This is a genomic window from Streptomyces sp. NPDC020379, assembly GCF_044387105.1.
Lineage (GTDB): Bacteria > Actinomycetota > Actinomycetes > Streptomycetales > Streptomycetaceae > Streptomyces.
The window spans coordinates 231,119-254,793 of record NZ_JBIRVR010000005.1 but is presented as its reverse complement, the minus strand read 5'-3'; the positions used below and the strand labels follow the sequence as shown (position 1 = coordinate 254,793).

The window sequence follows — 23,675 nt, the reverse complement described above, 5'->3', positions numbered from 1 at the left end:
GGGGCCTGGCAAGAAGGTGCCCTCTAGACGCGAGCGTAAAAACGAAAACCATACATTCGATAGAGGCATTGGGGCACGAGGCGCACTCGGTCCGTGCTGCATAGACAAATGGACTTGTCGGTGCGCCACGCGCCCCCTGATGCGGCTCAGCTGCGATGGGGTGACAACAGCGCCGTGATCCGGACGCCTTGGGGAAGGCGTACCGTGAGCGTACGGCAGGGCCTGATGAGCCACCGGCGACACGCCCGGCACTCAGGAGCGCAGCAGCGCCAGTGGGCACCGGTACGGACCTGACTACGCGCCCAATGGCATATGGTGACGGCATATAGGAGTGACCGAATTCCGTACCCTCACACGGCCGTTGGGCCCCCTCACCGGCGGGTCGCGCGCGGCCGTTCGCTCACCTGACCGAGCCGGACACCGCCTCGGCACCGTCCCCGCCCGCCTTCGCGTCGCGCGCTCCGGCCGCGAAGGCGCTGTCCCTCGGAAGAGCGACGGCGAGCAGGGCCGGCAGCGCGCCGAAGAACAGGAAGACGGCCGCGTCGGTGCCCGCACGGCCGCGCCGCTCCTCCTCATGGGTCCGCGCCCAGCAGCGGCGGCGCCCGGGGGCCGGGGCCGTCGCCCGGCGCGGCGTGGAGGGCGAGCAGGACGCCGGTCGCGAGGCCGGTCGAGAGCCGGAGGAGGCCGTCCAGGGCGAAGGCCCGCTCGCCGGAGTGGCGGGCCGCGTGGAGTCCAGACTCCGCTCGGGCCGGCCGTGCTCGTCGCCCGGCCGGCGCTCGCCCGCAACCGCCTGCGCCGGGGGCCGACATCGGCGCGGCGCTCGTCGCGATACAGGACGACGCCTGCCGCGTCATCGACGGACTCCGCGAATTCGCCCACGGCATCCACCCGCCCGTCCTCACCGACCAGGGGCTGGTGGCGGCCGTGACGTCCCGCGCGCCGGATGCCGATGCCCGTCACCGTGCACAGCGACGACGAGGCAGAGGGCGCGCGGTTCGCGCTGGACGTCGAGGAGTCCGCAGTCCCTCTCGTGCCCGAGGCCCTCACCAATGTGCTCAAGCACGCCAACGAGCACTACGCCTTCGACCTCTTCCGCCGGGGCACGGACGGCCTCGCCCATCTGCTCAAGGAGCGCATCGGGGAGGTGGACGAGCTCCTGCGCGCGCTGGGGAGGTGGCCGCCGGGCGCCCGGTCGTCGGCCCGCGCATCGTCGAGGTGCTGATGGGCAGTCACATCCGCGCCCCGGACGCGCCGCTGGCCGCGCTCACCCGCCGCGAACTCGACGTCCTGCGGCACATGGCCGAGGGCAAGACGGACCGGGCGATCGCCGAGGCCCTGACGCTGTCGGAGTCCACCATCGAGAAGCACGTCAACTCCACCTTCGCCGAGCTCGGCCTCGCCGAGGTCCCCCAGCTCCACCGCCGGGTCAGTGCCGTGCTCGCCTGCCTCCGCCACGCCCCCTCGGGCCCGCCCGGCCGGGGATGACATCATCGGCGTGCGGTCGGCGCCGGCCGTCGAGGAGCCCGCGCCCGTCACCCCGAGGAGCAGCATGGACGTCGAACAGCGCCCCGCCGGACCGGCCCCGGCGGGCAAGCTGATCGAGAAGGTCGCGTGGATCCGGCCGGCGAACGGCCGGGTGCTCACCGCCCGTACGCACGACAGGCCCGCCTTCTACCTCCCCGGCGGCAAGCCGGAGGCAGGTGAGAGCCGGGAGGAGGCCCTGGTCCGGGAGATCACGGAGGAGCTCGGCGTCACCCTCGACCCCGCGACGATCGCGCACGCGGTCACCGTCGAGGCCGCGGCCGACGGCAAGGCGGCCGGCACGGTCGTGCGGATGGTCTGCTTCACGGCCGAGGGGACGGGCACCCCGGCGCCGGGCGGCGAGATCGCCGAGGTGGCGTGGCTGGGCCCGGAGGACCGCGACCGGGTCAGCGCCGCCACGGCCATGGTCCTGGACGAACTGGTGGCCGCGGGGCTGCTGCCCCGGGCCGAGGAGAGGCACCACTGGGCTGAAGGCCCCCGGACCGCCCCGTAGCGCCGGCGCCCGCTAGCCGGCGTTCGCCACCAGCTCCCGGTAGAAACGGTCGGACGCCCTCGACTCCTCCGCGTACGTCGCCACGATCCGCTTCTCGCCGCGCTCGGTCAGCGCGACCTCCCACCCGTCGGCCCCGTGCCGCAGCGAGTAGAACTCCGAGGCCGGTACGGCGGAGTCACGCGCGTCACCGAGCCGGTAGGAGTCGTCGGGCACGCCTGCCGCGCGCAGCGCCGCCCGTACGTCGCCCTGCCTCGCGCCGTGCTGCCGCGCGAGGGAGGGCCGCGGGGCCGCGGCGGGCGTGCGCGTCGTGGGCAGCTCCTCCAGGTATTTGTGGTCCAGCAGCCACGTGACGTTCACGTCCTTGGGGAGCGTGGGGTCGGCCGCCTGGTCGAGCTTGATCTGGAGGCCCTTGCCGGGCTGGCCGAACCAGGGGGCGATGGCGCCCTCGTAGACGCCGAACGGCTTGTCGACCTTGTAGACGTGGTAGTTGCACACCGCGCCGCCCGGGTAGGTCCGCAGGTTGGACGGCGGGACGGCGCGTGCCGCGTACGAGACGTCGGTGGGGGCGAGGAAGGTGCCCGACGGCTGGCCGAAGCGGTCCACGTGGGCGCCCGCCTTCAGCTTGACGATCTTCTTGGGGCCGTCGAAGCCGTCGTTGCCGGGCCACTTCCAGTCCTTGCCGTCGGCCGTCCGCCACTGCTTGAGGAAGACGTCGGGGGCCGGGCTGCCCTTGCCGGTGCGGATCCACTTCTTCAGCAGGGGGCCGAGCGGCGCCTTGCCCGGCAGGTCCGCCGCGCCGAGCGCCCAGTTGTCTCCGAAGGGCTTGGCACAGGTGCCGTCGGCGGTCACGGCGTCCGCACCGGCCGCGGCCGGTGCGGAGCCCTGGGCGTGTGCCGTGCCGGTCAGCGCGGTGCCGGCCAGCACCGTGCCGCATATCGCCGCCGCTATTCGGACCTTGCTTGTCATAAAGGCTCTCCGGGTGTGCAGGTTTGTGACTGGAGTGGCACTCGGCCACCTCAGAACACTGCAATAAACAGACACACCGGAGGAAGAAGGGATCAAGCCGTCCGCATTCGGCCGGACGCACGCCCGGCTCGGAACGCTTCCGTCGGCCGGGGGCCAGGCGCGGCCTCAGCCGCGGATCAGGTCCGCGGCCCGTTCCGCGATCATGATCGTCGGGGCGTTGGTGTTGCCCCGGGGGATCACGGGCATGACCGAGGCGTCGCACACCCGCAGCCCGTCCACCCCGGTCACCCGGAGCTCCGCGTCGACCACCGTGCCCATCGCGCAGGTGCCGACCGGGTGGTAGAGGGTCTCCGCGCGGGCGCGCGTCCACCGCTCCAGCGCCGCGCGGTCCGTGGCGGGGAGGGCGTAGAGGGCGGCGAAGTGGCCGGACAGCGGCCGGGTGCCGCCGATCTCGACGACCAGTTCCAGGCCGTCGACGAGGCGCGCGAGGTCGGTGGGCCCGGTGCCGTAGCAAGGATCGATCACGGGGGCCGCCGCCGGGTCGGCGGAGCGGAGCGTGATCCTCCCCCGGCTCGTGGGCGTCAGCAAGGACACCCCGATCGTGAACCCGGGGCACGGCGGCGGCGTCAGGCCGTGATGGTCGAAGAGCACGGGGACGGCGTGCAGTTGCAGGTGCGGTGGGGCATTCCCGGCGGCGACGAACGCGCCCGCCTCGACCACGTGCGACGCCAGCGGCCCACGGCGCCCGGCCGCATAGCGCAGCACGTTCGCCGGGCGCAGGGCCGATTCCATGGTGCGGATGCCGCGCACCTCCCAGCCCGCGCCGATGGTCAGGTGGTCCTGGAGGTTCCGCCCGACCTGCGGGCTGTCGGCCACCACGGCGATGCCCAGCGCGGTGAGTTCGGCGGCGGGGCCGATGCCGGAGAGCAGGAGCAGCCGGGGCGAGCCGATCGCGCCGGCCGCCAGGATCACCTCGCGGCGGGCACGGAACTCCGCTTCCCTGCCGCCGAGTCCGGCGCTCACCCCGACCGCCCGGCCGTGCTCGACGAGGACGCGCCGTACGGTCGCCCGGGTGCGCACCGTCAGATTGCGGCGGCGGGCGGCGGGGCGGAGGAAGGCGCTCGCGGTGCCGGCGCGGCGGCCGCGCCGGACGGTGGCCTGGTAGAAGCCGGCGCCGTCCTGCCGGGCGCCGTTGAAGTCGGGGTTCGCGGTCAGTCCCGCCGCCTGGGCCGCCGTGTGGAACGCCTCGCTGAGCGGGTGCCGGTCGCGGAGGTCGGAGACGGTGAGCGGGCCGCCGGTGCCGTGGTAGGCGTCGGCGCCGCGGGTGTTGTGCTCCGAGCGCCGGAAGTACGGGAGGACGTCGCCGTAGCCCCAGCCGTCCAGGCCCCGCTCGCGCCAGCCGTCGTAGTCGGCGGCGTTTCCCCGGATGTACACCATGGCGTTGATGGAGGAGCCGCCGCCGAGGACCTTGCCCGCGGGCCAGTACAGCTCCCGGCCGTCGAGTGCGCGCTGGGCGCGCGTGCGGTGGTCCCAGTCGACCTCGGTGCGGAAGAGCGTGGAGAAGGCGGCGGGCACGGATATCGCGCGGACGGCGTCGTCGCGTCCGGCCTCCAGGAGCAGGACGCTCGTACCGGGGTCGGCGCTGAGCCGGGCGGCCAGGACGCAGCCGGCGGACCCGGCACCGACGATCACGTAGTCGTAGTCGTAGTCGTGGTCGGCCTGGTCGCCCACGCTCAGTCCCGGTCGTGGTGGCAGACGGCTTCGAGGAGGAAGCCGTGGGGGTCGGTCCAGAACGTGGCGTAGTAGGGCGGCGGGTATTCGGGGAACTCCCGTGGCGCGTGGACGAGTTCACTTCCCGCGTCGGCCGCCGCCGCGGCGACCTCCCGGACCCGGGTGCGGGTGCGGACCATGAAGGCGAGGTGCTGGAGGCCGGTGCGGTGGCGGGAGTACGCGCCGGGCTCCGCGCTCTCGTAGAGGAAGAGGTAGGTGCCGCGCTTGCCGCCCGCGGGCCGGTAGGCGTGCTGTGCCGCGTCGCCGAAATAGGTCTCGAAGTCCAGCAGGGGCAGGATCCGGTCGTAGTACGCGACGGCGGCCCGCAGGTCGGGGACGCCCAGGCCCAGATGTCCGATCACACGGTGCCCCCTTTCATCGGTTTCATCGGTTTCACCTGGGTGTGTGCCCGGCGGGGCATGGCGGCCAGCACCAGCACGGCCGCGACGAGGTTGCAGACGGCGGCGACGCCGATGGCCGTCTGGATGCTGTCCGCGAGGGCCCGGCCCGCCGGTTCCAGGATCGCCGTGCGTGCCGCGGGCGGCAGCCCGGAGACGTCGGGGCGGCCGCCCGAGGAGAGCCGCTCGACGACGCGGGCGCGTTCGCCGTCCGGGAGCGGGAGGCGGGCCAGCGCGCCGGGCAGCTTGTCGCGGAAGTGCTGGATGACGACGGTGCCCAGGACGGCGACGCCCAGGACCCCGCCGATCTGCCGGGAGGTCTGGACGGCCCCGGCGCCCATGCCCGCCCGGTTGTCCATGACGGCGGCGAGCACCGCGATGGTGCCGGGGGTGACGGCCAGGGTCGTGCCGAAGCCGATGAGGACGAACGGGCCGGTGTACTCCAGGAATCCGTCGTCCATCGGCACCCGGGTCAGGGCGAGCAGGCCCAGCGCGGAGACGGCGCAGCCCGCGGCGAGCGGCAGCCGGGCGCCGAAGCGGCCGGTCACCCACCCGGCGACGGGCGCGGCCACGGCCGTCGCCGCGGTCAGCGGGAGGAAGCGCAGCCCGGTGTCGTAGGCGGAGAGCCCCTCGAAGGACTGGAAGTGGACCGAGAGGAAGAGCAGGACGCCGAACATGCCGAAGAAGGTGACCATGCCCGCGAGGTTGGGCAGGGTGAAGGCCCGGTCGCGGAAGAGGGCGGGCGGCAGGACCGGGGCGCGGGTGCGCAGTTCCCAGCCCGCGAAGCCGGCGAGGAGGACCGCCGCGAGAGCCAGCACGCCGAGGACGGCCGCGGAGGTCCAGCCCCAGTCGTCGGCCTGGATGAGGCCGAGGGTCAGGGAGCCGACGCCCGCGGAGAAGAGCACCATGCCGAAGGTATCGATGCGGCGGCCGGCGCGGTCACGGCCGCCGGGGATGAACCGCAGGGCGGCGAGCGCGGCGAGGAGTCCGATCGGCACGTTGACCCAGAACACGCTGGCCCAGCCGAAGTGGGTGACGAGGAGGCCGCCGGCCAGCGGGCCGCCCGCGAGCCCGAGACTGCCGACGCCGGACCAGATGCCCACGGCGGCGGCCCGCACCCGCGGGGTACCGCCCTGCGCCGTGATCAGGGACAGCGAGATCGGCATGATCACCGCACCGCAGGCGCCCTGGAGCCCGCGGGCGGCGAGGAGGAAGCCGATGTCCGGCGCCACGGCGCAGAGCGCCGACGCGACGGTGAAGCCCAGGATGCCCATGAGGAACACCCGTTTGTGGCCGAACACGTCACCGATGTCACCGGCCACGAGCATGAGGCAGGCGAACGTCAGGGTGTAGGCGTTGACGACCCATTGGAGGCCGGTGAAGGTCGTGCCGAGGGAGTCCTGGATGTCGGGCAGCGCGACGTTGACGATCGTCGTGTCGAGCCAGACCATGAACAGCCCGGTGCAGAGGATGACGAGCACCGGTGCCATGGACCGCAGCGTCACCGCGTCCCCGGGAGCCTCCGGCACGCGCGGCCGCCACAGCCTCTCCGCCTCCGTCATGTCTCTCCACGCCTCCTCGGCCCCGGGGGCCTACCGGCTCACAGCTGAGATCCGACAGTCCAGGTCGGCCGGTGCGGTGCCGCACCGGTGGGCGAACAGTTGCTCCCCGGGCGGGGCGGCGCTGGCCACGAGGCGGTCGGGGCGCGAGCCCGCGAAGGTCTCGGGAGCGACGGCATCCGGTCCGAACAGCGTGCGGGCGAGGTGGTGATGGGCGACGTCGACGCTCTTCCACCGGCCGTCGTCGTCCCGGACGTCGAGCCAGGTGTGGTCGCTGACCTCCGGCCCCACGAGCCAGCCGGTGCGGCCACGGACCTCGTATCCCGCGGCGGTGAGCCGGCGCGCGAGCGCGAGCGTACCACTGACGCAGTCGACCAGCCCCCGTTCCGCCATCCACGCGGCGTCGGCGCGGACGGCGGCGGGCATGCGGACGTAGCGCAGCGGCCGGGCGAGTTCGCCGGCGGTCTCGGCGCGCAGCCGCGGGCCCACCAGACGGGCGTGTACGCCACGGGTCCGCACCCGGTGGCTCAGGGTGTGGACGGGCGCGGAGCCGGACCAGCGCCGGGGCCCGGCACCGTCGGCGGGGGTGTCGTACGGGACCGGTGGCCAGGCCCGCCAGTGCCCCTCCCCCTGATGACGTAGGCAGGTCAGGGTGATCCGCAGTTCCCACTCGCGCGTGCGTGACCACTGCCGGGGGTCCTGCCGGGTGAAGCGCAGGGCCAGCGAGAGGGCGAGCTCGGGTACGGAGGCGCGTGAGCCGGAGTGGACGGCGAGGTTGAACAGGTCGCGGCTGTCGTAGCGTTCGCCGTCGGGCGCCGGCCTCGCGGGCAGGCCCCCGGCGGTGAGCCGCTCCCACACCCGGGGCGGGCAACGCAGCAGGTGGCGGGCCGTGGCCGCGTCCAGCTCGGGCCGGGCGTGGGCGGCGGGCACGGGCACGAAGCCGTCGAGGGCCGCCTGCCAGCCCGCCTCCACGGCGGCGGCGCCGCTCATCTCTTCGCCACGAAGCGGCCCACGACGGTCTCGAACTCCTCGGTCGCCTCGATGAAGGGCATATGGCCCGCACCCTCGATGACGTGGCCGGTGGCGTCGGGGATCAGGTCCGTGGCGTCCTTCAGGGTGGTGCGGGACCACAGGTGGTCGCCGTCCCCGATCAGCAGCAGCACCGGCCGGGTGAGCCGCGCGAGCAGGGCGGGGTCGCCGGACGCCTGGCGGAGTTCGCTCACGCACGCGCGGACCTGTGCCTCGGAGTTGAGTGCGAGGAAGTGTTCGCGCAGCGCGAGGTAGGTGGCGCGGCCGCCGCGTTCGATGGCCTTGTCGGTGAAGACCAGCGGATAGAGGTAGTCGAAGACCCCCGCGGCGTGCGTGGTGTCCAGCCGCTGGAGCCAGTCCTTGGCCATGAGCCGCATGCGCAGCGGGCCGTACGGGGAGAAGGCGGGGCCGGTGAGGACCATGCCGCGCACGCGTTCGGGGTGCCGGAGAGCGAAGTCGCGGCAGATCAGGGTGGAGGCGGAGGTGCCGATGAGGTGGACGGTGTCGTGGCCGAGGTGGTCGAGGAGGTCGCGCAGGTCCCCCACGTGGTCGTCGAAGTGGTGCTCGCCGGGGCCGGGGCTGGAGACGCCCTGGTTGCGCAGGTCGTAGGTGACGACGGTGTGGTCGCGGACGAGGCGTGAGGTGAAGTTCCGCCAGGCGGGGGCGACGATGAAGAAGTTGTTGAGGCAGACGACGGGCGGCCCGCTGCCGACGCTCTCGTAGTAGAGCTCGGCGCCGGTGGCGGTGGGGCAGCGGCCCTGGCCGCGGTAGCGCAGGTCGAGGGTCGCGGGGTCGGCGAAGTCAAACACGGGCGGCCGCCTTCCGCAGGGCGCGGACCTGTTCGGCGGCGCCGTCCTTGAGATAGCGGGTGATGAATTCGCCGATGCGGGCGGGGCCGAGCGGGACGGTGAGGAGATCCGCGCAGTACCGCCGGGCCCTGGACGCGTCGAAGACCTTGTCCTGAAGCATGTAGGCGCCCTGGAAGTCGAGGCCCTTGTTGAACGCCTCGTCGATGGAGTTCAGTTCGGCCCGGTCGCCGACCCAGCGCGGCGCGCGGATACCGAGGGCGCCGGTCAGGGCGGTCAGAGCCTCGCCGAGGCGGGTGGGTTCGCTGTTGGTCAGGTGGTAGACCCCGCCGGGCGCCCGCACGGCGCCCAGGCGCACCGCCGCCGCGGCCACGGCGTCGACGGGCACGAGGTTGCCGCGGGTGGCCGGGTCGCCGAGGATCGCCACGGGGTAGTGGTCGAGGTAGTTGCCGAGCCGGGGCTCGATCAGGGCGCGGAACGCGGTCAGTTCGTCGACGAAGCTGTAGAGGCCGAAGGTGGTGGGCGCGGCGAGGGTCCCGCTGTGGCCGATGACGATGCCGGGGCGCAGGATCCGCACGGTCTCGACCGGCACCTCGGACACCAGGGCCTCGGCGGCCATCTTGGAGCTCTCGTACGCGTTGTTGGCGCGGCAGCCGGCGGGGACGGGCTCCTCGGTCAGCAGCCCGGTGCGGTCGCCCACCACATAGGCGGTGCTCACCAGGTCGAAGGTGTGGGCGCCGAGGCGTACGGCCAGCTCGGCGACGTTGCGGGTGCCCGTCACGTTGTGCAGGTCGATCTCCGCGCGGTCGCGGTCCCGGAACTTCAGGGAGGCGGCGGCGTGCCACACCTCGCCCACCGCCGGGGGCAGCAGGGCGTCGGGTATGCCGCAGCCGGGGGCGGTCACGTCGCCGGACAGCACCCGGCAGCGGGTGGCGATCCGCCCGGCGACGTCGTCCATGCCGTAGTCGGCGGCCATGCGGGCGAGCAGCCGGGGGACCCGGCGGGCGGCGGGTTCGTGCCGGCTGTCGCGGGCCAGGCACAGGATGTCGGCGTCGGTGCGGCGCAGCAGTTCGAGGACGATCGCGCCGCCGACGAGGCCGGTGACGCCGGTGACGAGGGCGGGCGGTGCGCCGGACGGCGTCATGGAGCGGGCTCCCTGTGGGCGGCGGGCCGGCCGGTGGCCGGTGGTGCGGTGCGGTCGTCGATGTGGCGGGCGAGCGCCGTGAGGGTGGCGAAGGTCTGGGGAGAGGTGTCCTCGTCCCAGGTGAACGCGAACTCGGTCTCGATGCGGACGAAGAAGTCCACCAGGACCATGGAGGGGAGCCCGAGGTCGCGCAGGGGCGCGGACGGGTCGAGGCGCGAGGTGTCGAGCGGCTCCGGGCCGACGCGGGCGAGCAGGTGGACGAGCCGACCGAGGGTGTCCGCGGGCGGTGCCGCGCTCAGCCTGCGGTAGAGGTCCTGGACGTCGCCGACGGTGAGGAGGGCGGTGAACTCCAGGGCGGCGTGGCCGTCCCCCGCCTCGTCGATGTCCTCGCTGATCCGGGCCGCGAGCGCGACCCTGGCCAGCGAGTCGAGGCCCAGGTCTTCGCGCAGGCGGGCCGAGGGCACGAGGGCGGTGCGGTCCGCCCAGGGCGGCAGGGTCTCGCTGATCAGGGCGACGGCCCGTGCTCCGGGGTCGTCCTGGGGTGTCCGCCGGGTCATGGCGCCTCTCCGGTGCTGGGTGCGGGTGTCGTCGCGGGGAGGTGAGCCGGGGCGAACAGGCCGTTGCTGAAGCGCTCGGCGATCGCGGCCCGGTCCGGCTTGAGGGTGCGGGTCAGCAGCCCGTTGACGGCGGTGAACGCCTCTTCCGTGCAGAACAGACGGGTGATCCGGGCCGGTTCGGGCAGACCGCGGTTGAGGTCCTCGACGGCGCGGTCGAGCCGGGTGCGCACACTGTCGTCGGCCGGACCCGACAGGGAGACGACCGCGGTCACCACATGCGCGTGCTCGCCGCCCAGCAGTACGGCGTGCGCGACCCCCGGCAGCCCGGCGAGGGCGCGCTCGGCCGGTTCGGGCTGGAGCTTGTAGCCGGACCGCGTGATGATGACGGCCTTCTTGCGCCCGGTGAGGTGCAGGTACGGCCCGTCGAAGTGGCCGAGGTCGCCCGTGCCGGTCCAGCCGTCGGGGCGGTAGACGTCGTCATCGCCGTGCTCGCCGTAATAGCCCACACTGCGGGGCGGGTCGAAGCGGACGAGTATCTCCCCGTCCTCGGCGGTCCTGACGGTGCCGGGGAGCAGCGGGCGGCCCACGGAGCCGTGCCGGGTGCGGCCCGGCAGGTTCCAGGAGATGACGCCCACCTCGGTCATTCCGTAGAACTCGTGCAGGGCGAAGCCGAGTTGTTCCATGAGCCGCAAGGTGGCCACCCGCGCGGGTGCCGAGCCGGTGAGCAGCAGCCGCGCCCGGCCGCCCAACTGGGCGTGCGCGTCGGCGAAGAGCCGTCGGCGCACACGCTGCCGGACGGCGCGCAGGGGGATCAGCCCGGTCAGCCGCCGCAGCCGGTCGGCCCGGCGGCGGTCGGCGGGCGGCAGGGCCAGGTGGCGGTTCTCCACGGTCTCGAAGAAGGCCGGGGGGCCGACGACGACGGTGGGTGCCATCGCCTTGAGCGCCGGGTGCAGCCGTGGCACGTCGGCGAGCCGGATGTCGAAGCCGTGCCAGACGGCGAGGTAGACCATGAGCCGCTGCGGGAAGGCGGTGAGCGGCAGGACCACGAAGATCGCGTCGCCGGCGCCCAGGCGCAGCTGGACGGCGTACTCCTCCAGGGTCGCGACGGTGCCGGGCGCGCTCATCATGACGCACTTGGGCCGGCCGCTGGACCCGGAGGAGAACACCAGCGTGAAGACGTCCGGGCCGGGCACCTGAGGGGCGCGGCCGGGTGCGACGACGGCCGTGCCCAGGTCGTCCAGCGCGGCGGTCCAGGGCGGGCCGGGAGCGCGCCGGGTGTATTCGCTCCGCGACATCAGCAGCAGCCCGAGGCCGTACGCGGCGCGGAGTTCCTCCGGCGGGGTGTCGCGGTGGGTCTCGACGGGCAGGGCGACGGAGACGGCCCGCAGCCGGATCAGCGCGAGGTCGGCGACGATCCACTCGTAGCTGTTCGCACCGAGGATGCCGACGTGCGTTCCGGCGACGACACCCGCGCGCTCCAGCGCGGCGCAGGCGGCGAGGACATCGTCGTGGACCCGGGCGTAGGAGTGGCGGACGATTTCCCGCCCCCGGTAGCACCACAATTCACGCCGGGGATATTCGGCAAGACGATCGGCCAGCGTATGGAATTCGGAATTCACATTTCCGCCGTACGCTCCGGGCGACTGCCCCTTACGGCCCGGAACGCGCATGGCCGATCCCCCCGTTGACACCGATGGTCCATGACCACTGGACCCAGTCGACTCTAGGAGTGCACCGTCTACGCGACGTCTACGGGGCGTCCGCCGGGCGCGGACCGGTACACCTGTCGCGCCGGTCAGGGAGTTGCTACCCTCACGTCAGCGCTCCCCGATGCGCGGTGACCCCCGAGCCTGCTCCCGTGCGAGTCCCTGCTTGATCGCCAAATAGCCGGTTCCCCGCCTCATCCGGAGTGCCCTCGAACTGACTACAATCCGCGCGACCGAAGCGTCGCCCGGAGGCGGCAGATCCATCGGTGGCCCGCTGCCGTCCCGCGTCAACATCTGCATCCCGGGGGAACCGTGAAATTTCGAATCTTGGGATATCTGGAGATCCGCACCGCCGACGATCAGGTTCTCGATATCACACAGCCCCAGCAGCGTGCCCTGCTCAGCATCCTGCTGCTGCACGCCAACCGCCCCGTGCCCAAGCACCGGCTGACCGACCTGATCTGGGGGCCCGGTCCCCCCGCATCGGCCTGCGGCATGCTGCGTACGTATCTGTGGAAGGCACGGACCCTCTTCGACGACCCGGGCAGGCTGCGGACCCACCCCAGCGGCTACGCGCTCCACGTGGAGCCGGGCGAGCTCGATCTGCACGACTTCCGCCGCCTCGTCGACGTCGGCGAGCAACTGCTCGAGGACGATCCGCACACCGCGTCGCTCCTCCTCCAGCAGGCCCTGTCCCTGTGGCAGGAGCCCGTACTCGGCGACCTGCCCCCCACGGCCGCGATGGAGGCCGAGGCCATTCACCTGATGGACCGCCGGCGGCTCGCCGAACGCTCGCTGGTGTGGGCGGAGCTGGCCCTCGGACGGCACCACGAGATCGTGCCCCGGCTGCGGGCCATGGCCGTGGCCGACCCCTTGGACGAACACGCCTGGGCCCAGCTGATGCTCGCGCTCTACCGCAGCGGCCGCCAGGCGGACGCCCTGATGACCTATACCCAGGTCCGTACGCTGCTCGCCGACGAGTGCGGGGTCGACCCCGGGCCCGAGCTGCGCCGGCTCCATCAGCGGATCCTCGACGAGGACGACACCCTGAGCCATCACGGCCCCGAACCGGCCGAGCCGGAGCGCCCCCGGGTGAGCGAGCCGGCCCCGGCCCCCCATCAACTGCCGCCGGACATCCCCGACTTCACGGGCCGTGAGGCCGAGACGGCCCGGCTGGTCATGCTCCTCGAAGCGGCCGGGACGGCCACCGCGCCACCCGTCGTCCTGGTGTGCGGCCAGCCCGGCGTGGGCAAGACGGCCCTGGCCGTGCACGCCGCCCACCAGCTGCGCCACCGCTTCCCCGACGGCCAGCTCCATGTGCGGCTCGGGGCCACCTCCGACAGCCCGAAAGGCGTCCACGACGCGCTCGGCGAGCTGCTGCGCTCACTCGGCGTCGCCTGCGGGGCCGTGCCCGACTCCACCGACGAGCGGGCGGCGCTGCTCCGTACGCGCCTGTCGGGCCGCCGCGTCCTGATCGTCGCCGACGACGCGGCCGGCCCCACGCAGGCGCTGCTGCCCGGCATGGCGGGCTCCGCGCTCCTGCTGACGAGCCGGAGGCGGCTCGCCGCGCCGCCGGGCGCGACCCTGATCGACCTCGCACCGCTCTCCCCCGCAGACTCCCTGCTGATGCTGGAGCGCATGATCGGCCGACGGCGGGTCACCTCCGAACCCGACGCGGCGGCACGGGTGGCGGCCGCCTGCGCGGAGCTCCCGCTCGCCCTGCGGATCGCCGGGATGCGGCTGGCCGCGCGGCCCAACTGGCCGCTGAGCACCTTCGCGGAGATCATCGGCGACCGGCACGGCCGCCTCGACGTGCTGGAGGCGGACGACGTGGGCGTACGGGCCCGGCTCGCCCCGAGCTGCGCCGCGCTGGACCCGCGCGCCCGGCGCGCGATGCGGCTCCTCGCCCACGGCGAGCTCGACGACTTCGCGTCCTGGGTCGTCGGGGTCCTGCTCGGCGGGCCGTACGCCGACACCGTGGTCGGCACCCTGGTCGACCACTGCCTGCTCACCCCGGTCGGCGTCGACGCGACGGGCGAGCCGCGGTACCGGCTGCCGGAGCTGTTGCGGCTGTACGCGGGGGCGGGCGAGGAGGGGGGTGGGTCTCTTGAGGGGGCCGATGCCGTACGGGAACGTCTGCTGGACGCCTGGCTGTTGCTGGCCCGCGCCGCCGATCGCGGGCTTGGGCGCCCGCCCCGCCTGCCCGGCCCGCGGCCCGCGGAGGATGCCCGGGTGGAGCGGCCCGGCCGGGCCGGCGCCGTCGCCGCCGTGATACCCGCGCGGGTGGCCACCCGGATCACGGTGGACGCCTCGGCGTGGTTCGCGGCCGAGTACGCGAACCTGCGGCACGTCATCGACCGCGAGTGCCCCGCCCGGCCGGGCGCCGCGGCCCGGCTGGCGGACCGCCAGTTCGCCTGGCAACAGCAGCACGGTCTGCTCGACGACGCCGAGCGGACCTGGCGGCGGATCGCGCGGTGCGCGGCGCTGCTGGGGCAGGAGGCGACGGTGTCGCATGCGCGGTATCGCTTGGCGTGCGTTTCAGCTGCGCGGGGTGGGGGGCGTGTGCCTTGTGTGGTGGGGCGGGGGCGTGATCGGGGGTAGCTGTTGTTCTGCGGGTGCGGGGCCGCTGCCGGGTGCGGGTTGTGTGCGCCGCTGCTGGGTGCGGGTTCGTTGCCGCCTGCGGCGGGGCGCCCTTCGGGCGTGGCCTCAAGCGCCGGCCGGGCTGGGTTTGTGGTGGGTGCCGGGGGTGGGTCTTCCGGGCTGGGGACCTGGAACGCGGTGCGGTGCGGGTCATGCGCATTGGGTGCCGTGATGACGCACGGCGTTCCAGAACCCCACCTTCCAGCCCCACCCCCTCCCACCGGAGGGCACGTGCGGGACGTGTCCGCTTCGGGGTACGCCTTCAGCCCGTTGGGGGCACCTCCCAGCGTTAGCTGGGGGAGCTTGAGGACAGCGCGCGAAGCGTGTTGCGGGGTCTGGGGCGCAGCCCCCACGCGGCGGAGCCGCATATCAGACGCAGTCGGGAAGGGGCGGGGCTGGGGAATAAACCGGCCCGTGGGGGCGCCCCCGGACGGAGTCTGGAGGAGTTTGAGGACGCGGCCGCAGGCCCGCTCCCGCCGCAGGCGGCGACGTAACCCGCAGCGGAAGCCTGGGGCACGCACCCCCGTTTCCCCCACGCGCCGATCACCTCAAAGCGGGTCCACCTGGATCGCCACCGCCTTCACTCTCGTATATTCCAGCAGCGCCGCAAACCCCTTCTCCCGCCCGAAGCCCGACTGCCGGTAGCCACCGAAGGGGAGTTCGACCCCGCCGGCCGCGCTGTACGTGTTGACGAAGACCTGGCTGACCCGCAGCGCCCGGGCCACCGCGTGGGCCAGGCCGATGTCGCGGGTCCAGACGCCGGCGCTCAGGCCATACGTCGTCGCGTCGGCCAAAGCGACGGCCTCGGCCGCGTCGCCGAACGGCGTGACGCACAGGACCGGGCCGAAGATCTCCTCCTGCGCGATGGCCGCGTCGGGCGGGACGTCGTCGAAGAGCGTCGGTTCGACGAAGAAGCCCCCCGCCGCGACGTCCGGCACTCCCCCGCCGACGACGAGCCTGGCGGCCTTGCGGCCGGCGTCGATGTGGTCGAGCACGGTGCCGCGCTGGCGGGCGGAGATCAGGGGCCCCAGGTCGGGGTCCTCGGCGCCCGGCCCGATGCGCAGCCCCGTGAACGCCTCGGCGAGGGCCGTGCTCACCTGTGCGTGGACGCCCTCGTGGACCAGGACGCGGGTGCCCGCGGAGCAGTTCTGACCGGCGTGTTCGATGACGGAGGTGACGATCCGCGGCACGGTCGCGGCCGGGTCGTGGTCGGGGAAGACGAGGTGCGGTGATTTGCCGCCGAGTTCGAGGGTGACCGGGACGATGCCGCGGGCGGCCGCCGTCATGACGGACCGTCCGGTCCGGCGGGAACCGGTGAAGGCCAGGTGGTCGAGGCCGGGGTGCGCGGCCAGGGCGGCCCCCGCCTCCGGGCCCGTGCCGGGGACGGCGTTGAGCACGCCCGCCGGGAGGCCCGCCTCGGTGGCGAGTTCGGCGATGCGCAACGGCGTCAGGGGAGCGTCCTCGGCAGGCTTGAGGACACAGGTGTTGCCCGCCGCCAGCGCCGGGGCGAGGGTGCGGGCGGTGATCTGCATCGGGTAGTTCCAGGGGATGATGTGCCCGCACACGCCGTGCGGTTCCTGGAGGGTGTAGGCGAGCAGATCGGGGTGGTCGAGCAGCGTGCGCCCGTGGAGCGCCTCGACGCTCCCGGCGTAGAAATCGAAGTAGCGCGCCGCGACGTCCGCGTCGGTGTACGCCTGGCTGATCGGCTTGCCGGTGTCCAGGCACTCCAGTTCGGCGAGCTCGCGGCGGTGGGCGCGCAGGGTGCCGGCGACGGCCCGGCAGGCCGCGGCGCGGGTGGCGGCCGTGGTGCGGCGCCAGGTCTTCTCGAAGGCGGTACGCGCGGCTGTCACCGCCCGGTCGATCTCGGCGGGTCCGCAGCGGCTCACCCGGGCGCAGGGCCGGCCAGTGGACGGGTCGAGGTCGGCGAAGGTGTCCCGGGCCGGGATCCGCTGTCCCTCGATGAACGCCTCGGCCAACGGTAATTGACGCTGCGTCATATCACTGCCGCCGTTCCGTGGTCGAGCGATCTGGCGAGGATGCCGGAGAGGTGCGAGCGGTCGACGTCGCGCGGGCAGCAGGCCAGCAGCCGCTCCTGGCGGGCCGCACCCTCGGTGAGGGCGGGGATGTCGCGGGCGGTGTAGCCGAAGTCGGAGAGCCCGCGGGGCCCTCCGGTGTCGGCGACGATGTCGAGGAGGGTCTGCGGCAGCAGGTCGACGCCGTTGCGCACGGTGGTCCCGTCCAGACTCGCGCCGAGGAGCTCGGCGGCGCGCAGGTGCCGTTCCGGGGATGTCGCGTAGGTGAAGGCGAACGCCTCCGGAGCCGTGACGATGACGGACTCCCCGTGCGGCACCAGCGGGTGGTCGACCCGGTAGTCGCGGGGGCGGTAGTCCGTGACCAGGCCCGCCACCGGGTAGGCGCAGGCGTGCGGGATGTGCGTACCGGCGTTGCCGAAGCCCATGCCCGCGAACAGCGCGGCCCGGCTCATCCCGGACCGCGCCTCGATGTCGTACGGATTGAGCACAGCCCTGCGCAGATAGCGCCCGACCAGTGTGAGGGCCTGCTCCGCCCAGACGTCGCTGACCGGGTTCGCGCCGACGTAGACGGGGCGGACACCCGGCGAGGCGTACGGGGGCCGCCGGTCGTAGGGGCGCGCGGTGTACGACTCGCAGGCGTGCGTCAGGACGTCGTAGCCGGAGGCCGCGGTCACGGCGGGCGGCATCGTGACCGTGTTCCACGGGTCGACGACGGCGGCGGTGGGGCGCAGCCGCGGATCGGATATGCCGGTCTTGACGCGTTCGGAGACGACACCGAGCGCGACCATGCAGGTGCACTCGCTGCCGCTGCCGGCCGTGGTCGGCACGGTGATCAACGGCTTGAGGGGCCGGGGCACGGGCGCGCCGTCGCCGATCGGCCGGTTGAGATAGCGCCGGAGCCCGCTGCCCGGACAGCTCCGCAGCAGGTTGATCATCTTCGCGGTGTCCATGGAACTGCCGCCGCCGAGGCCGATATAGCAGTCGTAATCCCTCTTCCCGAGGGAGGCTGCGGCTTCTTCGCACCCTCTGTCGGTGGGTTCGATCTCGGCTTCGTCGAAGATTGCCGTTTCCACGCCTTCCTGCTCCATGAGTGCGCGGACTCGCTGCGGCAGTTCCAGGCGGGTGAGGTTGGGGTCGGTGACGATGAGGGCGGAGCGGGCTCCTAATTGCTGGATCTCGTGGCCGATTTCCTGTGTGGCGTGGAGGCCGTAGCGGATGGGCGGGGCTTGCCAGGTGATGACGGTCTCGTGGGTGCGGGTGGTTTGCACGGTGCCTCCTGTTGTGACCAGTGGTCTTTTTCCCCAGCCCCGCCCCTTCCCGGCTGCGTCTCGGTGTGCGGCTCCGCCGCGTGGGGGCTCGCGCCCCGGGCCCCCGGCTGCGGGTGGGTGGGCGCCTGCGGCGGGCTTCTTCCCCTACCCGCCCCTTCCCGAAACTGGGGGGCAAGCCCCCCAGACCCCCCACAGCGTTGCGCACCCCGGAACTGGGGCTGCGCCCCAGACCCCGCAACACGGCTTCGCCGCGTTGTCCTCAAATTCCCCCGGCTACCTCCCCCAGAGGTGCCCCCAACGGGCTGAAAGAAAAAGACGGGCGCGCCCTGACACCAACGAGCACCCCGGCCGGGCTGAAAAGAATGGCGCACCCCACCGTCCCGCACTCGCCCTCCGGTGGGAGGGGGTGGGGCTGGAGGGTGGGGTTCTGGAACGCGGGGTGCGTCGTCACGGCACTCAATACGAGAAACGGTGCCCGCACCGCGTTCCAGTTCCCCAGCCCGGAAGACCCACCCCCGGCACCCACCACCACCCAAGCCCGGCCGGCGCTTGAGGCCACCCGAACCGCAACCACACACCCCGTCACCCATCAAGCTCAGACATCCGCTGCACCGGATACCTGAACCCCGCCGCCTTCGACGGAGTCACCACTTCCCCCACCACCCCCCATTCCTCCTCCGTCAAGGAAAGCCCCACCGCCCCCACATTCTCCCGAAGGTGACGCGACCTCCTCGTCCCAGGAATCGGCACGATGTCGTCGCCTCTCGACAGCACCCACGCCAGCGCCAGCTGGGCCACGGTGAACCCATGCCGACGGGCGATATCGCGCAAAGGCGCGACCACACGCAGGTTGGAAGTGAAGTTCTCCCCCTGGAAACGAGGGCTCGTGCGCCGGTAATCGCCTTCGGCGAACACATCAGGTGAGGTCAGCGTCCCCGTGAGGAAGCCGCGTCCGAGTGGGCTGTACGCGACGAAGCCGATGCCGAGTTCGCGCAAGGTGGCCAGGAGGCCGTTCTCCGGGTCGCGGGACCACAGGGAGTATTCGGTCTGGACGGCGGTCACCGGACAGGTGGCGTGGGCCCGGCGGACCGTCGCGGCGGACGCCTCGGACAGGCCGATGTGGCCGATCTTCCCGGCGGCGACGAGTTCGCCGAGCACCCCGACGGTCTCCTCGATCGGCACGGCGGGGTCGACGCGGTGCAGGTAGTAGAGATCGATGCGGTCGACGCCGAGTCTGCGCAGCGAGGCGTCGCAGCACTTCCTGGCGTACTCCGGGCTGCCGTCGATGCCGAGCCAGGTGTTGCCGGGGCCGCGCCGCAGCCCGAACTTGGTGGCGACGGTGACCTGTTCGCGGAGCCCGGCGACGGCCTTGCCGAGGAGTTCCTCACCGGTGTGCGGGCCGTAGACGTCGGCCGTGTCGAGGAGGGTCACGCCGAGGCCGACGGCCTCGCGGATGGTGCGGACGGCGTCATCGGGGTCGGCGGCGCCGTAGAAGTCGGTCATGCCCATGCACCCGAGGCCCAGCGCGGAGACCTCCAGGGTGCCGAGGCGGCGGGTCGGCGGCGGCTGCGTCATGAGGCCGCGCTCACCTCCTCCAGCACCTTGGCGAGGGTCTCCATGGCCTGGTCGACCTGGGCGAGCGTGGTGCTGGCCGGAGGCACGAAGCGCAGGACGCTGCCGCCGCGGCGCACGCTGAAGATGAGTCCGGCCTCGAAGCACCGGCGGCCGATCTCGTTGCCCGCCTCGAAGGCGGGTTCCTTGGTGTCGCGGTCCTCGACGAGTTCGACGCCGACGAGCATGCCGCGCCCGCGCAGGTCGCCGATGATCTCGTACCGCTCCATGAGCGCGGTCAGGTGCTCGCGCAGCCGGGCGCCCAGCGCGCGGGCCTTGGCGGGGACGTCCTCCTCGACGACGATGTCGATGCTCGCGGACCCGGCCGCGCACAGCAGCGGGTCGTTGCTGTGCGAGCGGGTGACGGTCAGTCCGGTTTCGACGACCTTGTCCTCGATCGCGTCGGTCGTGGTGACCGAGCTGATGCCGACGCCGCCGCCGAGGTGTTTGGCGAGGGTGACGATGTCGGGGACGATCTCCTCGTCGGTGAAGCCGAACATCGTGCCGAGCTTGCCCAGGCCCGTCTGCTCGTCGTCGACGACCAGCAGCATGCCGCGTTCGTGGCACAGCTCCCGCAGCCGCGCCAGCCAGCCCTTCGGCGGGTCGATGACGCCGCCCGCGCTGAAGAGGGGTTCGGTGATGACGGCGGCCGGCTGGTCGGTGGCCTGGGCGTCGACGAGCTCGAAGCTCGCGTCCAGGCAGGCGAAGCCACAGGAGGGGAAGGACTTGGCGAGCGGACAGCGGTAGCAGTACGGGGCGAGAAGGGCGTACGAGTCGCCGGAGAGCGGGCCGTGGCCGCGCCGCCAGCCCGCGAAGGTGACCGACCGGGCGCTCGCGGACAGCCCGTGGTAGCTCACGTGCGGGCTGAAGACCTCGCGGCCGCCGGTGTAGATCCGGGCGAGCAGCAGGGCCAGTTCGTTGGCGTCGGCGCCGGACTCGCCGAAGAGGCTGCGGGTGAGCGGGTCGGGCAGCAACTGGCCGAGTTTCGCCGCGAGTTCGATCTCCTTGACGTTGAAGTGACTGCTGTGGGCGTGCAGCATCGTCTCGCACGCCTCCTGGACGGCGGCGAGGATGCGCGGGTGGTTGTGACCCAGCGCGGCGCACATCTGGCCGGAGTTGAAGTCGAGGTAGTCGTTGCCGTGGAGGTCGGTGACGACGGAGCCGCGCGCGGAGGCGAAGACGGGCCCGGAGAAGGCGCTCGTGTCGATGCGGCCGCGGAAGCTGTACCGCTGAGCGGTGTCCAGCAGCTCGCGTTCGCGCAGGCCGGGGTCGGGCGCGCCTGCGGGCCGGCCGGAGTGCTCAACTGTGGTCATCACGATCTCCCTGTTCTTTCGGGCCTGGCTCTGTCGGACCTGCTGCCGTGTCGAGGGCGGCCTCGCACACCGCCGCCAGTTCGGACACGTGGGTGGAGAAGAGCGTCCAGTGGTCGCCCGGCACCTCGACGGCGCGGAACCGGCCGCCGGCCGCGTAGGGGCCCCACCCGTACACCTCCGGGCCGGTGCCGCCCGGGCCGTGGGTTCCCTCGCGGGTGTGGACGAGCGTCATGTCACCGGCGTACGGCGGGGGTTCGTAGCCGGACATGGCGCGGGCGTTCTCCGGATAGACGGCGGCGAAGCGGCGCACCTGCCGCGGGGTGAGGCCGGAGCGCTCGCCGCCGGCGCGGCGGCAGATCTCGGCGGCCGCGGCGTCCACCTCCTCGTAGGGCGCGGTGACCGGCGGGTCCTGGCCCAGGGCGCGGGAGACGAACTCCACGGCCCGGGCGCGGATCGCCGGCATGTCGGGCGGGCGCAGGTCGCAGTCCAGGAGCAGCACATGGCCGACCCGTTCGCCCTCGGCGGTGAGGACGGCCGCCATCTCCAGTGCCACGGCCCCGCCCATGGAGTAGCCGCCGAGGAGGTACGGGCCGTGCGGCTGGACGCGGCGCATGTGGCGGATGTAGCGGGCGGCCATGGCGGGGACGGTGCGATCGGCGCGGGCCGCGTCGCTGCGGCCGACGGACTCGAAGCCGTACAGACGGACGCGGTGTTCGAGGCGGCGGGCGAGCTGCCCCAGCACCAGGACGTGGCCGCCCATGCCGTGCACGCAGAACAGCGCGGGCTGCCGGCTGCCGGGCGGCGCGAAGCGGACCAGGGTGCGTTCGGCGGCGTCCTCGGGGGTGCTGGTGGTGATCCAGTGGGCCATGCGGCGCACGGTCGCGAACTCGGCGGCGCCGCGCCGGGGCAGCCGCACCCGCAGGTCGCTCTCGACGCTGGCGACGAGTTCGGCGGCGAGCAGGGAGTCGCCGCCGAGGTCGAAGAAATTGTCGTCCATGCCGACCGGGGTCCCCAGGACGCGCGTCCAGACGTCGCCGAGGGTCTTCTCCAGGCCGGTGCGCGGCTGCCCGGCGGGGTGCTCCCCCGTGGTGGCGGTCATCGGCGGACCGCCCCGAACGGGGCCGGGACGCGGGCGATCTCGTCGAGCCCGCCGTGCAGATAGGCGTCCCTGGCCGTGCTCCGGCGGATCTTGCCCGCGCTGGTCTTGGGCACGGTGCGGCGCCGGATCAGGACGAGTTCGGCCAGGCGCAGGCCGCACGCGCGCACGACGGCCCGGCCCGCGGCGGCTCCGACGGCGGTGGCGCCGTCGGGCGTGCCGTCGTACTCGGCGACGGCGACCAGCCGGCTGCCCGCCGCGCCCTCCGTGTCGAAGGCGGCGTCGAAGGCGGCGACGCAGCCGGGCCGCAGCCGGGGGTCGGCGGACCAGACGGCTTCCTCTATGTCCTGGGGGTAGTGGTTGCGGCCGTGGACGATGATGACGTCCTTGATGCGCCCGGTGACGTAGAGCTCGCCGTCGCGCAGCAGGCCGAGGTCACCGGTGCGGAGGTACGGACCGGTGTCCGGCGCGTCGGCCGGGCGGGCGGCGAAGGTGGCGGCGGTGGCGTCCGGGCGCTGCCAGTATCCGGCCGCCACCCCGGGGCCGCGCACCCAGATCTCGCCCTCGGTGCCGTCCGCGCGGGTGCGCAGGGTGGCGGGGTCGACGACGCGCACCTCGGTCCCGGCGACGGCGCGGCCGACCCCGACGACGTGGGAACCGGCGTGCGCGGGCAGGGGGGTGACGCGGGCCCGGGTGCCGGGGTCGGGGCCCGAGACCATGAGGGTGGCCTCGGCGAGCCCGTATCCCGGGGCGATCCGCTCGGCGGAGAAGCCGGAGGGGGCGAAGCGTTCGGCGAAGCGCTCGATGGTCGCGCGGCGCACCGGCTCGGCGCCGTTGACGGCGAGCCGCCAGGCGGACAGGTCCAGGGCGGCGGCGCGTTCGGGGGTGGCCTTGCGGACGCACAGGTCGTACGCGAAGTTGGGCGCGGCGCTGAAGGTGCCGCCGAAGCGGGTGAGGTTCTCCAGCCAGCTCAGCGGGTCGACCATGAACTCGAACGGCGAGGAGAGGACGGCGTCGGTGCCCGAGCAGAGGGGCAGCAGGATGCCGAGGATCAGGCCCATGTCGTGGTAGGGCGGCAGCCAGGACACGAGGCGGTCGTCGGGGGTGAGGCGGAAGCGGTCGGCCATCGCGGCCATGTTGGCGAGCAGTCCGGCGTGGGTGACGACGACGCCGCGCGGGTCGCCGGTGGAGCCGGAGGTGTACTGGAGGAACGCGATGTCACCGGCCGCCGCCGGACGGATGGGGACGGTCGCGGCGCCGTCGTCTACGCTGTCGTCGATGGTGTCGGTGGCGAGGCCGGGAAGGCCGCGCAGGCCGGGGGCGCTTTGGTGGCCGGCCAGGTGCGCGGCGTCGGTGGCGAAGAGCGCGGGCCGCGCGTCGCGGACGATCGCGGCCACGCGGGCGGCGCCCGCGGGGGTGTCCGGCGGGTTCGCGGGCACGGCCACGACGCCCGCGTACAGGCAGGCGAGGAACGCCGCGACGTACTCGGGCCCGTGCGGGTGGAGCAGCAGGACGCGGTCGCCGGGCCGCGCCCGGGAGCGCAGGGCGGCGGCGAGGGCGCGGGCGCGGGTGTCGAGCGCCGCGCGGGTCACCGCGAGGGTGTTGCCGGGGGCGTCCGGGTCGCGGGAGTCGAGGACGAAACGGAAGGCGAGTGCTTCGGGGGTCCGCCGCGCCCGGTCGCGCAGCAGCGTGTCCAGCCCGGCGGCCTGCGGCCGGGGCATCGAGCCGATCGACATGTCGTGTG

At 73.5% G+C, this 23,675-nt stretch carries 20 protein-coding genes; 4 read left to right on the top strand and 16 right to left on the bottom strand.

Annotated elements, in window-relative coordinates; translation table 11 throughout:
• Positions 1 to 572 precede the first annotated feature (572 nt).
• On the bottom strand, positions 573 to 854 hold the full coding sequence (locus tag ACH427_RS09240) for a hypothetical protein (protein WP_398868802.1): 282 nt from the start codon (positions 852 to 854) through the stop codon (positions 573 to 575).
• An 89-nt stretch (positions 855 to 943) separates the two neighbouring features.
• Here ACH427_RS09240 and ACH427_RS09235 point away from each other — a divergent pair, with 89 nt between their 5' ends.
• The 3 genes from ACH427_RS09235 (at position 944) to ACH427_RS09225 (ending at position 2,035) form a co-directional block, all read left to right on the top strand.
• The gene (locus ACH427_RS09235; protein WP_398868801.1) at positions 944 to 1,222 is read left to right on the top strand and encodes a hypothetical protein; all 279 of its coding nucleotides are present in this window, start codon (positions 944 to 946) and stop codon (positions 1,220 to 1,222) included.
• Positions 1,174 to 1,485, top strand: coding sequence for a response regulator transcription factor (locus ACH427_RS09230; RefSeq protein WP_398868800.1), 312 nt, complete (start codon positions 1,174 to 1,176; stop codon positions 1,483 to 1,485). Before ACH427_RS09235 ends, ACH427_RS09230 begins: the two co-directional genes overlap by 49 nt.
• 64 nt (positions 1,486 to 1,549) lie before the next feature.
• Positions 1,550 to 2,035, top strand: a complete 486-nt coding sequence (locus tag ACH427_RS09225; RefSeq protein WP_398868799.1) for an NUDIX domain-containing protein — start codon at positions 1,550 to 1,552, stop codon at positions 2,033 to 2,035.
• Positions 2,036 to 2,047: 12 nt separating this feature from the next.
• On the opposite strand, the gene ACH427_RS09220 is transcribed toward ACH427_RS09225, so the two are convergent.
• The 9 genes from ACH427_RS09220 to ACH427_RS09180 all read right to left on the bottom strand — a co-directional run bounded on the left by ACH427_RS09220 (position 2,048) and on the right by ACH427_RS09180 (position 11,883).
• Entirely contained in the window at positions 2,048 to 3,001 is a 954-nt protein-coding gene (locus ACH427_RS09220) for a TNT domain-containing protein (RefSeq protein ID WP_398868798.1), read from the bottom strand.
• A 165-nt stretch (positions 3,002 to 3,166) separates the two neighbouring features.
• Positions 3,167 to 4,732 carry a GMC family oxidoreductase gene (locus tag ACH427_RS09215; protein WP_398868797.1) on the bottom strand — a complete coding sequence of 522 codons (1,566 nt, stop codon included), beginning with the start codon at positions 4,730 to 4,732 and terminating at the stop codon, positions 3,167 to 3,169.
• Between the two features lie 2 nt (positions 4,733 to 4,734).
• On the bottom strand, positions 4,735 to 5,133 hold the full coding sequence (locus tag ACH427_RS09210; protein ID WP_398868796.1) for a VOC family protein: 399 nt from the start codon (positions 5,131 to 5,133) through the stop codon (positions 4,735 to 4,737).
• Complete coding sequence (locus ACH427_RS09205) at positions 5,130 to 6,731, bottom strand: MFS transporter (RefSeq protein ID WP_398868795.1); 1,602 nt, start codon at positions 6,729 to 6,731, stop codon at positions 5,130 to 5,132. The genes ACH427_RS09210 and ACH427_RS09205 overlap by 4 nt, the downstream gene beginning before the upstream one ends.
• 30 nt (positions 6,732 to 6,761) lie before the next feature.
• Complete coding sequence (locus ACH427_RS09200) at positions 6,762 to 7,718, bottom strand: hypothetical protein (RefSeq protein ID WP_398868794.1); 957 nt, start codon at positions 7,716 to 7,718, stop codon at positions 6,762 to 6,764.
• Positions 7,715 to 8,566, bottom strand: a complete 852-nt coding sequence (locus ACH427_RS09195; protein ID WP_398868793.1) for an alpha/beta fold hydrolase — start codon at positions 8,564 to 8,566, stop codon at positions 7,715 to 7,717. Before ACH427_RS09195 ends, ACH427_RS09200 begins: the two co-directional genes overlap by 4 nt.
• On the bottom strand, positions 8,559 to 9,707 hold the full coding sequence (locus tag ACH427_RS09190) for an SDR family oxidoreductase (RefSeq protein WP_398868792.1): 1,149 nt from the start codon (positions 9,705 to 9,707) through the stop codon (positions 8,559 to 8,561). Before ACH427_RS09190 ends, ACH427_RS09195 begins: the two co-directional genes overlap by 8 nt.
• Positions 9,704 to 10,264 carry an acyl carrier protein gene (locus ACH427_RS09185; RefSeq protein ID WP_398868791.1) on the bottom strand — a complete coding sequence of 187 codons (561 nt, stop codon included), beginning with the start codon at positions 10,262 to 10,264 and terminating at the stop codon, positions 9,704 to 9,706. The genes ACH427_RS09190 and ACH427_RS09185 overlap by 4 nt, the downstream gene beginning before the upstream one ends.
• On the bottom strand, positions 10,261 to 11,883 hold the full coding sequence (locus ACH427_RS09180; RefSeq protein ID WP_398868790.1) for an AMP-binding protein: 1,623 nt from the start codon (positions 11,881 to 11,883) through the stop codon (positions 10,261 to 10,263). Before ACH427_RS09180 ends, ACH427_RS09185 begins: the two co-directional genes overlap by 4 nt.
• Before the next feature lie 399 nt (positions 11,884 to 12,282).
• Between ACH427_RS09180 and ACH427_RS09175 the strand changes: the two genes are divergently transcribed.
• On the top strand, positions 12,283 to 14,571 hold the full coding sequence (locus tag ACH427_RS09175) for a BTAD domain-containing putative transcriptional regulator (protein WP_398868789.1): 2,289 nt from the start codon (positions 12,283 to 12,285) through the stop codon (positions 14,569 to 14,571).
• A 587-nt stretch (positions 14,572 to 15,158) separates the two neighbouring features.
• Here the strand turns inward: ACH427_RS09175 and ACH427_RS09170 are convergent.
• The 6 genes from ACH427_RS09170 to ACH427_RS09145 form a co-directional block, all read right to left on the bottom strand.
• Positions 15,159 to 16,607 carry an aldehyde dehydrogenase family protein gene (locus tag ACH427_RS09170; RefSeq protein WP_398868788.1) on the bottom strand — a complete coding sequence of 483 codons (1,449 nt, stop codon included), beginning with the start codon at positions 16,605 to 16,607 and terminating at the stop codon, positions 15,159 to 15,161.
• Positions 16,604 to 17,911, bottom strand: coding sequence for a hydroxyacid-oxoacid transhydrogenase (locus ACH427_RS09165; protein ID WP_398868787.1), 1,308 nt, complete (start codon positions 17,909 to 17,911; stop codon positions 16,604 to 16,606). The genes ACH427_RS09170 and ACH427_RS09165 overlap by 4 nt, the downstream gene beginning before the upstream one ends.
• A gap of 582 nt (positions 17,912 to 18,493) precedes the next feature.
• A complete protein-coding gene (locus tag ACH427_RS09160; RefSeq protein WP_398868786.1) occupies positions 18,494 to 19,486 on the bottom strand; it encodes an aldo/keto reductase in 993 nt (330 codons plus the stop codon).
• Positions 19,483 to 20,835 (bottom strand): aspartate aminotransferase family protein, encoded by a 1,353-nt coding sequence (locus ACH427_RS09155; RefSeq protein WP_398868785.1) that lies wholly within the window; start codon positions 20,833 to 20,835, stop codon positions 19,483 to 19,485. Before ACH427_RS09155 ends, ACH427_RS09160 begins: the two co-directional genes overlap by 4 nt.
• Positions 20,822 to 21,934 carry an alpha/beta fold hydrolase gene (locus ACH427_RS09150; protein ID WP_398868784.1) on the bottom strand — a complete coding sequence of 371 codons (1,113 nt, stop codon included), beginning with the start codon at positions 21,932 to 21,934 and terminating at the stop codon, positions 20,822 to 20,824. Before ACH427_RS09150 ends, ACH427_RS09155 begins: the two co-directional genes overlap by 14 nt.
• Positions 21,931 to 23,667 (bottom strand): fatty acyl-AMP ligase, encoded by a 1,737-nt coding sequence (locus ACH427_RS09145; RefSeq protein ID WP_398868783.1) that lies wholly within the window; start codon positions 23,665 to 23,667, stop codon positions 21,931 to 21,933. Before ACH427_RS09145 ends, ACH427_RS09150 begins: the two co-directional genes overlap by 4 nt.
• Positions 23,668 to 23,675 lie beyond the last annotated feature (8 nt).

Bases quoted from the DNA above. Each gene is read 5' to 3' on its own strand.
- ACH427_RS09225 (WP_398868799.1), top strand. From the start codon at position 1,550: ATGGACGTCGAACAGCGCCCCGCCGGACCGGCCCCGGCGGGCAAGCTG.
- ACH427_RS09170 (WP_398868788.1), bottom strand. From the start codon at position 16,607: ATGACGCAGCGTCAATTACCGTTGGCCGAGGCGTTCATCGAGGGACAG.
- ACH427_RS09200 (WP_398868794.1), bottom strand. From the start codon at position 7,718: ATGAGCGGCGCCGCCGCCGTGGAGGCGGGCTGGCAGGCGGCCCTCGAC.
- ACH427_RS09155 (WP_398868785.1), bottom strand. From the start codon at position 20,835: ATGACCACAGTTGAGCACTCCGGCCGGCCCGCAGGCGCGCCCGACCCC.
- ACH427_RS09235 (WP_398868801.1), top strand. From the start codon at position 944: ATGCCGATGCCCGTCACCGTGCACAGCGACGACGAGGCAGAGGGCGCG.
- ACH427_RS09205 (WP_398868795.1), bottom strand. From the start codon at position 6,731: ATGACGGAGGCGGAGAGGCTGTGGCGGCCGCGCGTGCCGGAGGCTCCC.
- ACH427_RS09150 (WP_398868784.1), bottom strand. From the start codon at position 21,934: ATGACCGCCACCACGGGGGAGCACCCCGCCGGGCAGCCGCGCACCGGC.
- ACH427_RS09240 (WP_398868802.1), bottom strand. From the start codon at position 854: ATGACGCGGCAGGCGTCGTCCTGTATCGCGACGAGCGCCGCGCCGATG.
- ACH427_RS09145 (WP_398868783.1), bottom strand. From the start codon at position 23,667: ATGTCGATCGGCTCGATGCCCCGGCCGCAGGCCGCCGGGCTGGACACG.
- ACH427_RS09160 (WP_398868786.1), bottom strand. From the start codon at position 19,486: ATGACGCAGCCGCCGCCGACCCGCCGCCTCGGCACCCTGGAGGTCTCC.
- ACH427_RS09190 (WP_398868792.1), bottom strand. From the start codon at position 9,707: ATGACGCCGTCCGGCGCACCGCCCGCCCTCGTCACCGGCGTCACCGGC.
- ACH427_RS09185 (WP_398868791.1), bottom strand. From the start codon at position 10,264: ATGACCCGGCGGACACCCCAGGACGACCCCGGAGCACGGGCCGTCGCC.
- ACH427_RS09220 (WP_398868798.1), bottom strand. From the start codon at position 3,001: ATGACAAGCAAGGTCCGAATAGCGGCGGCGATATGCGGCACGGTGCTG.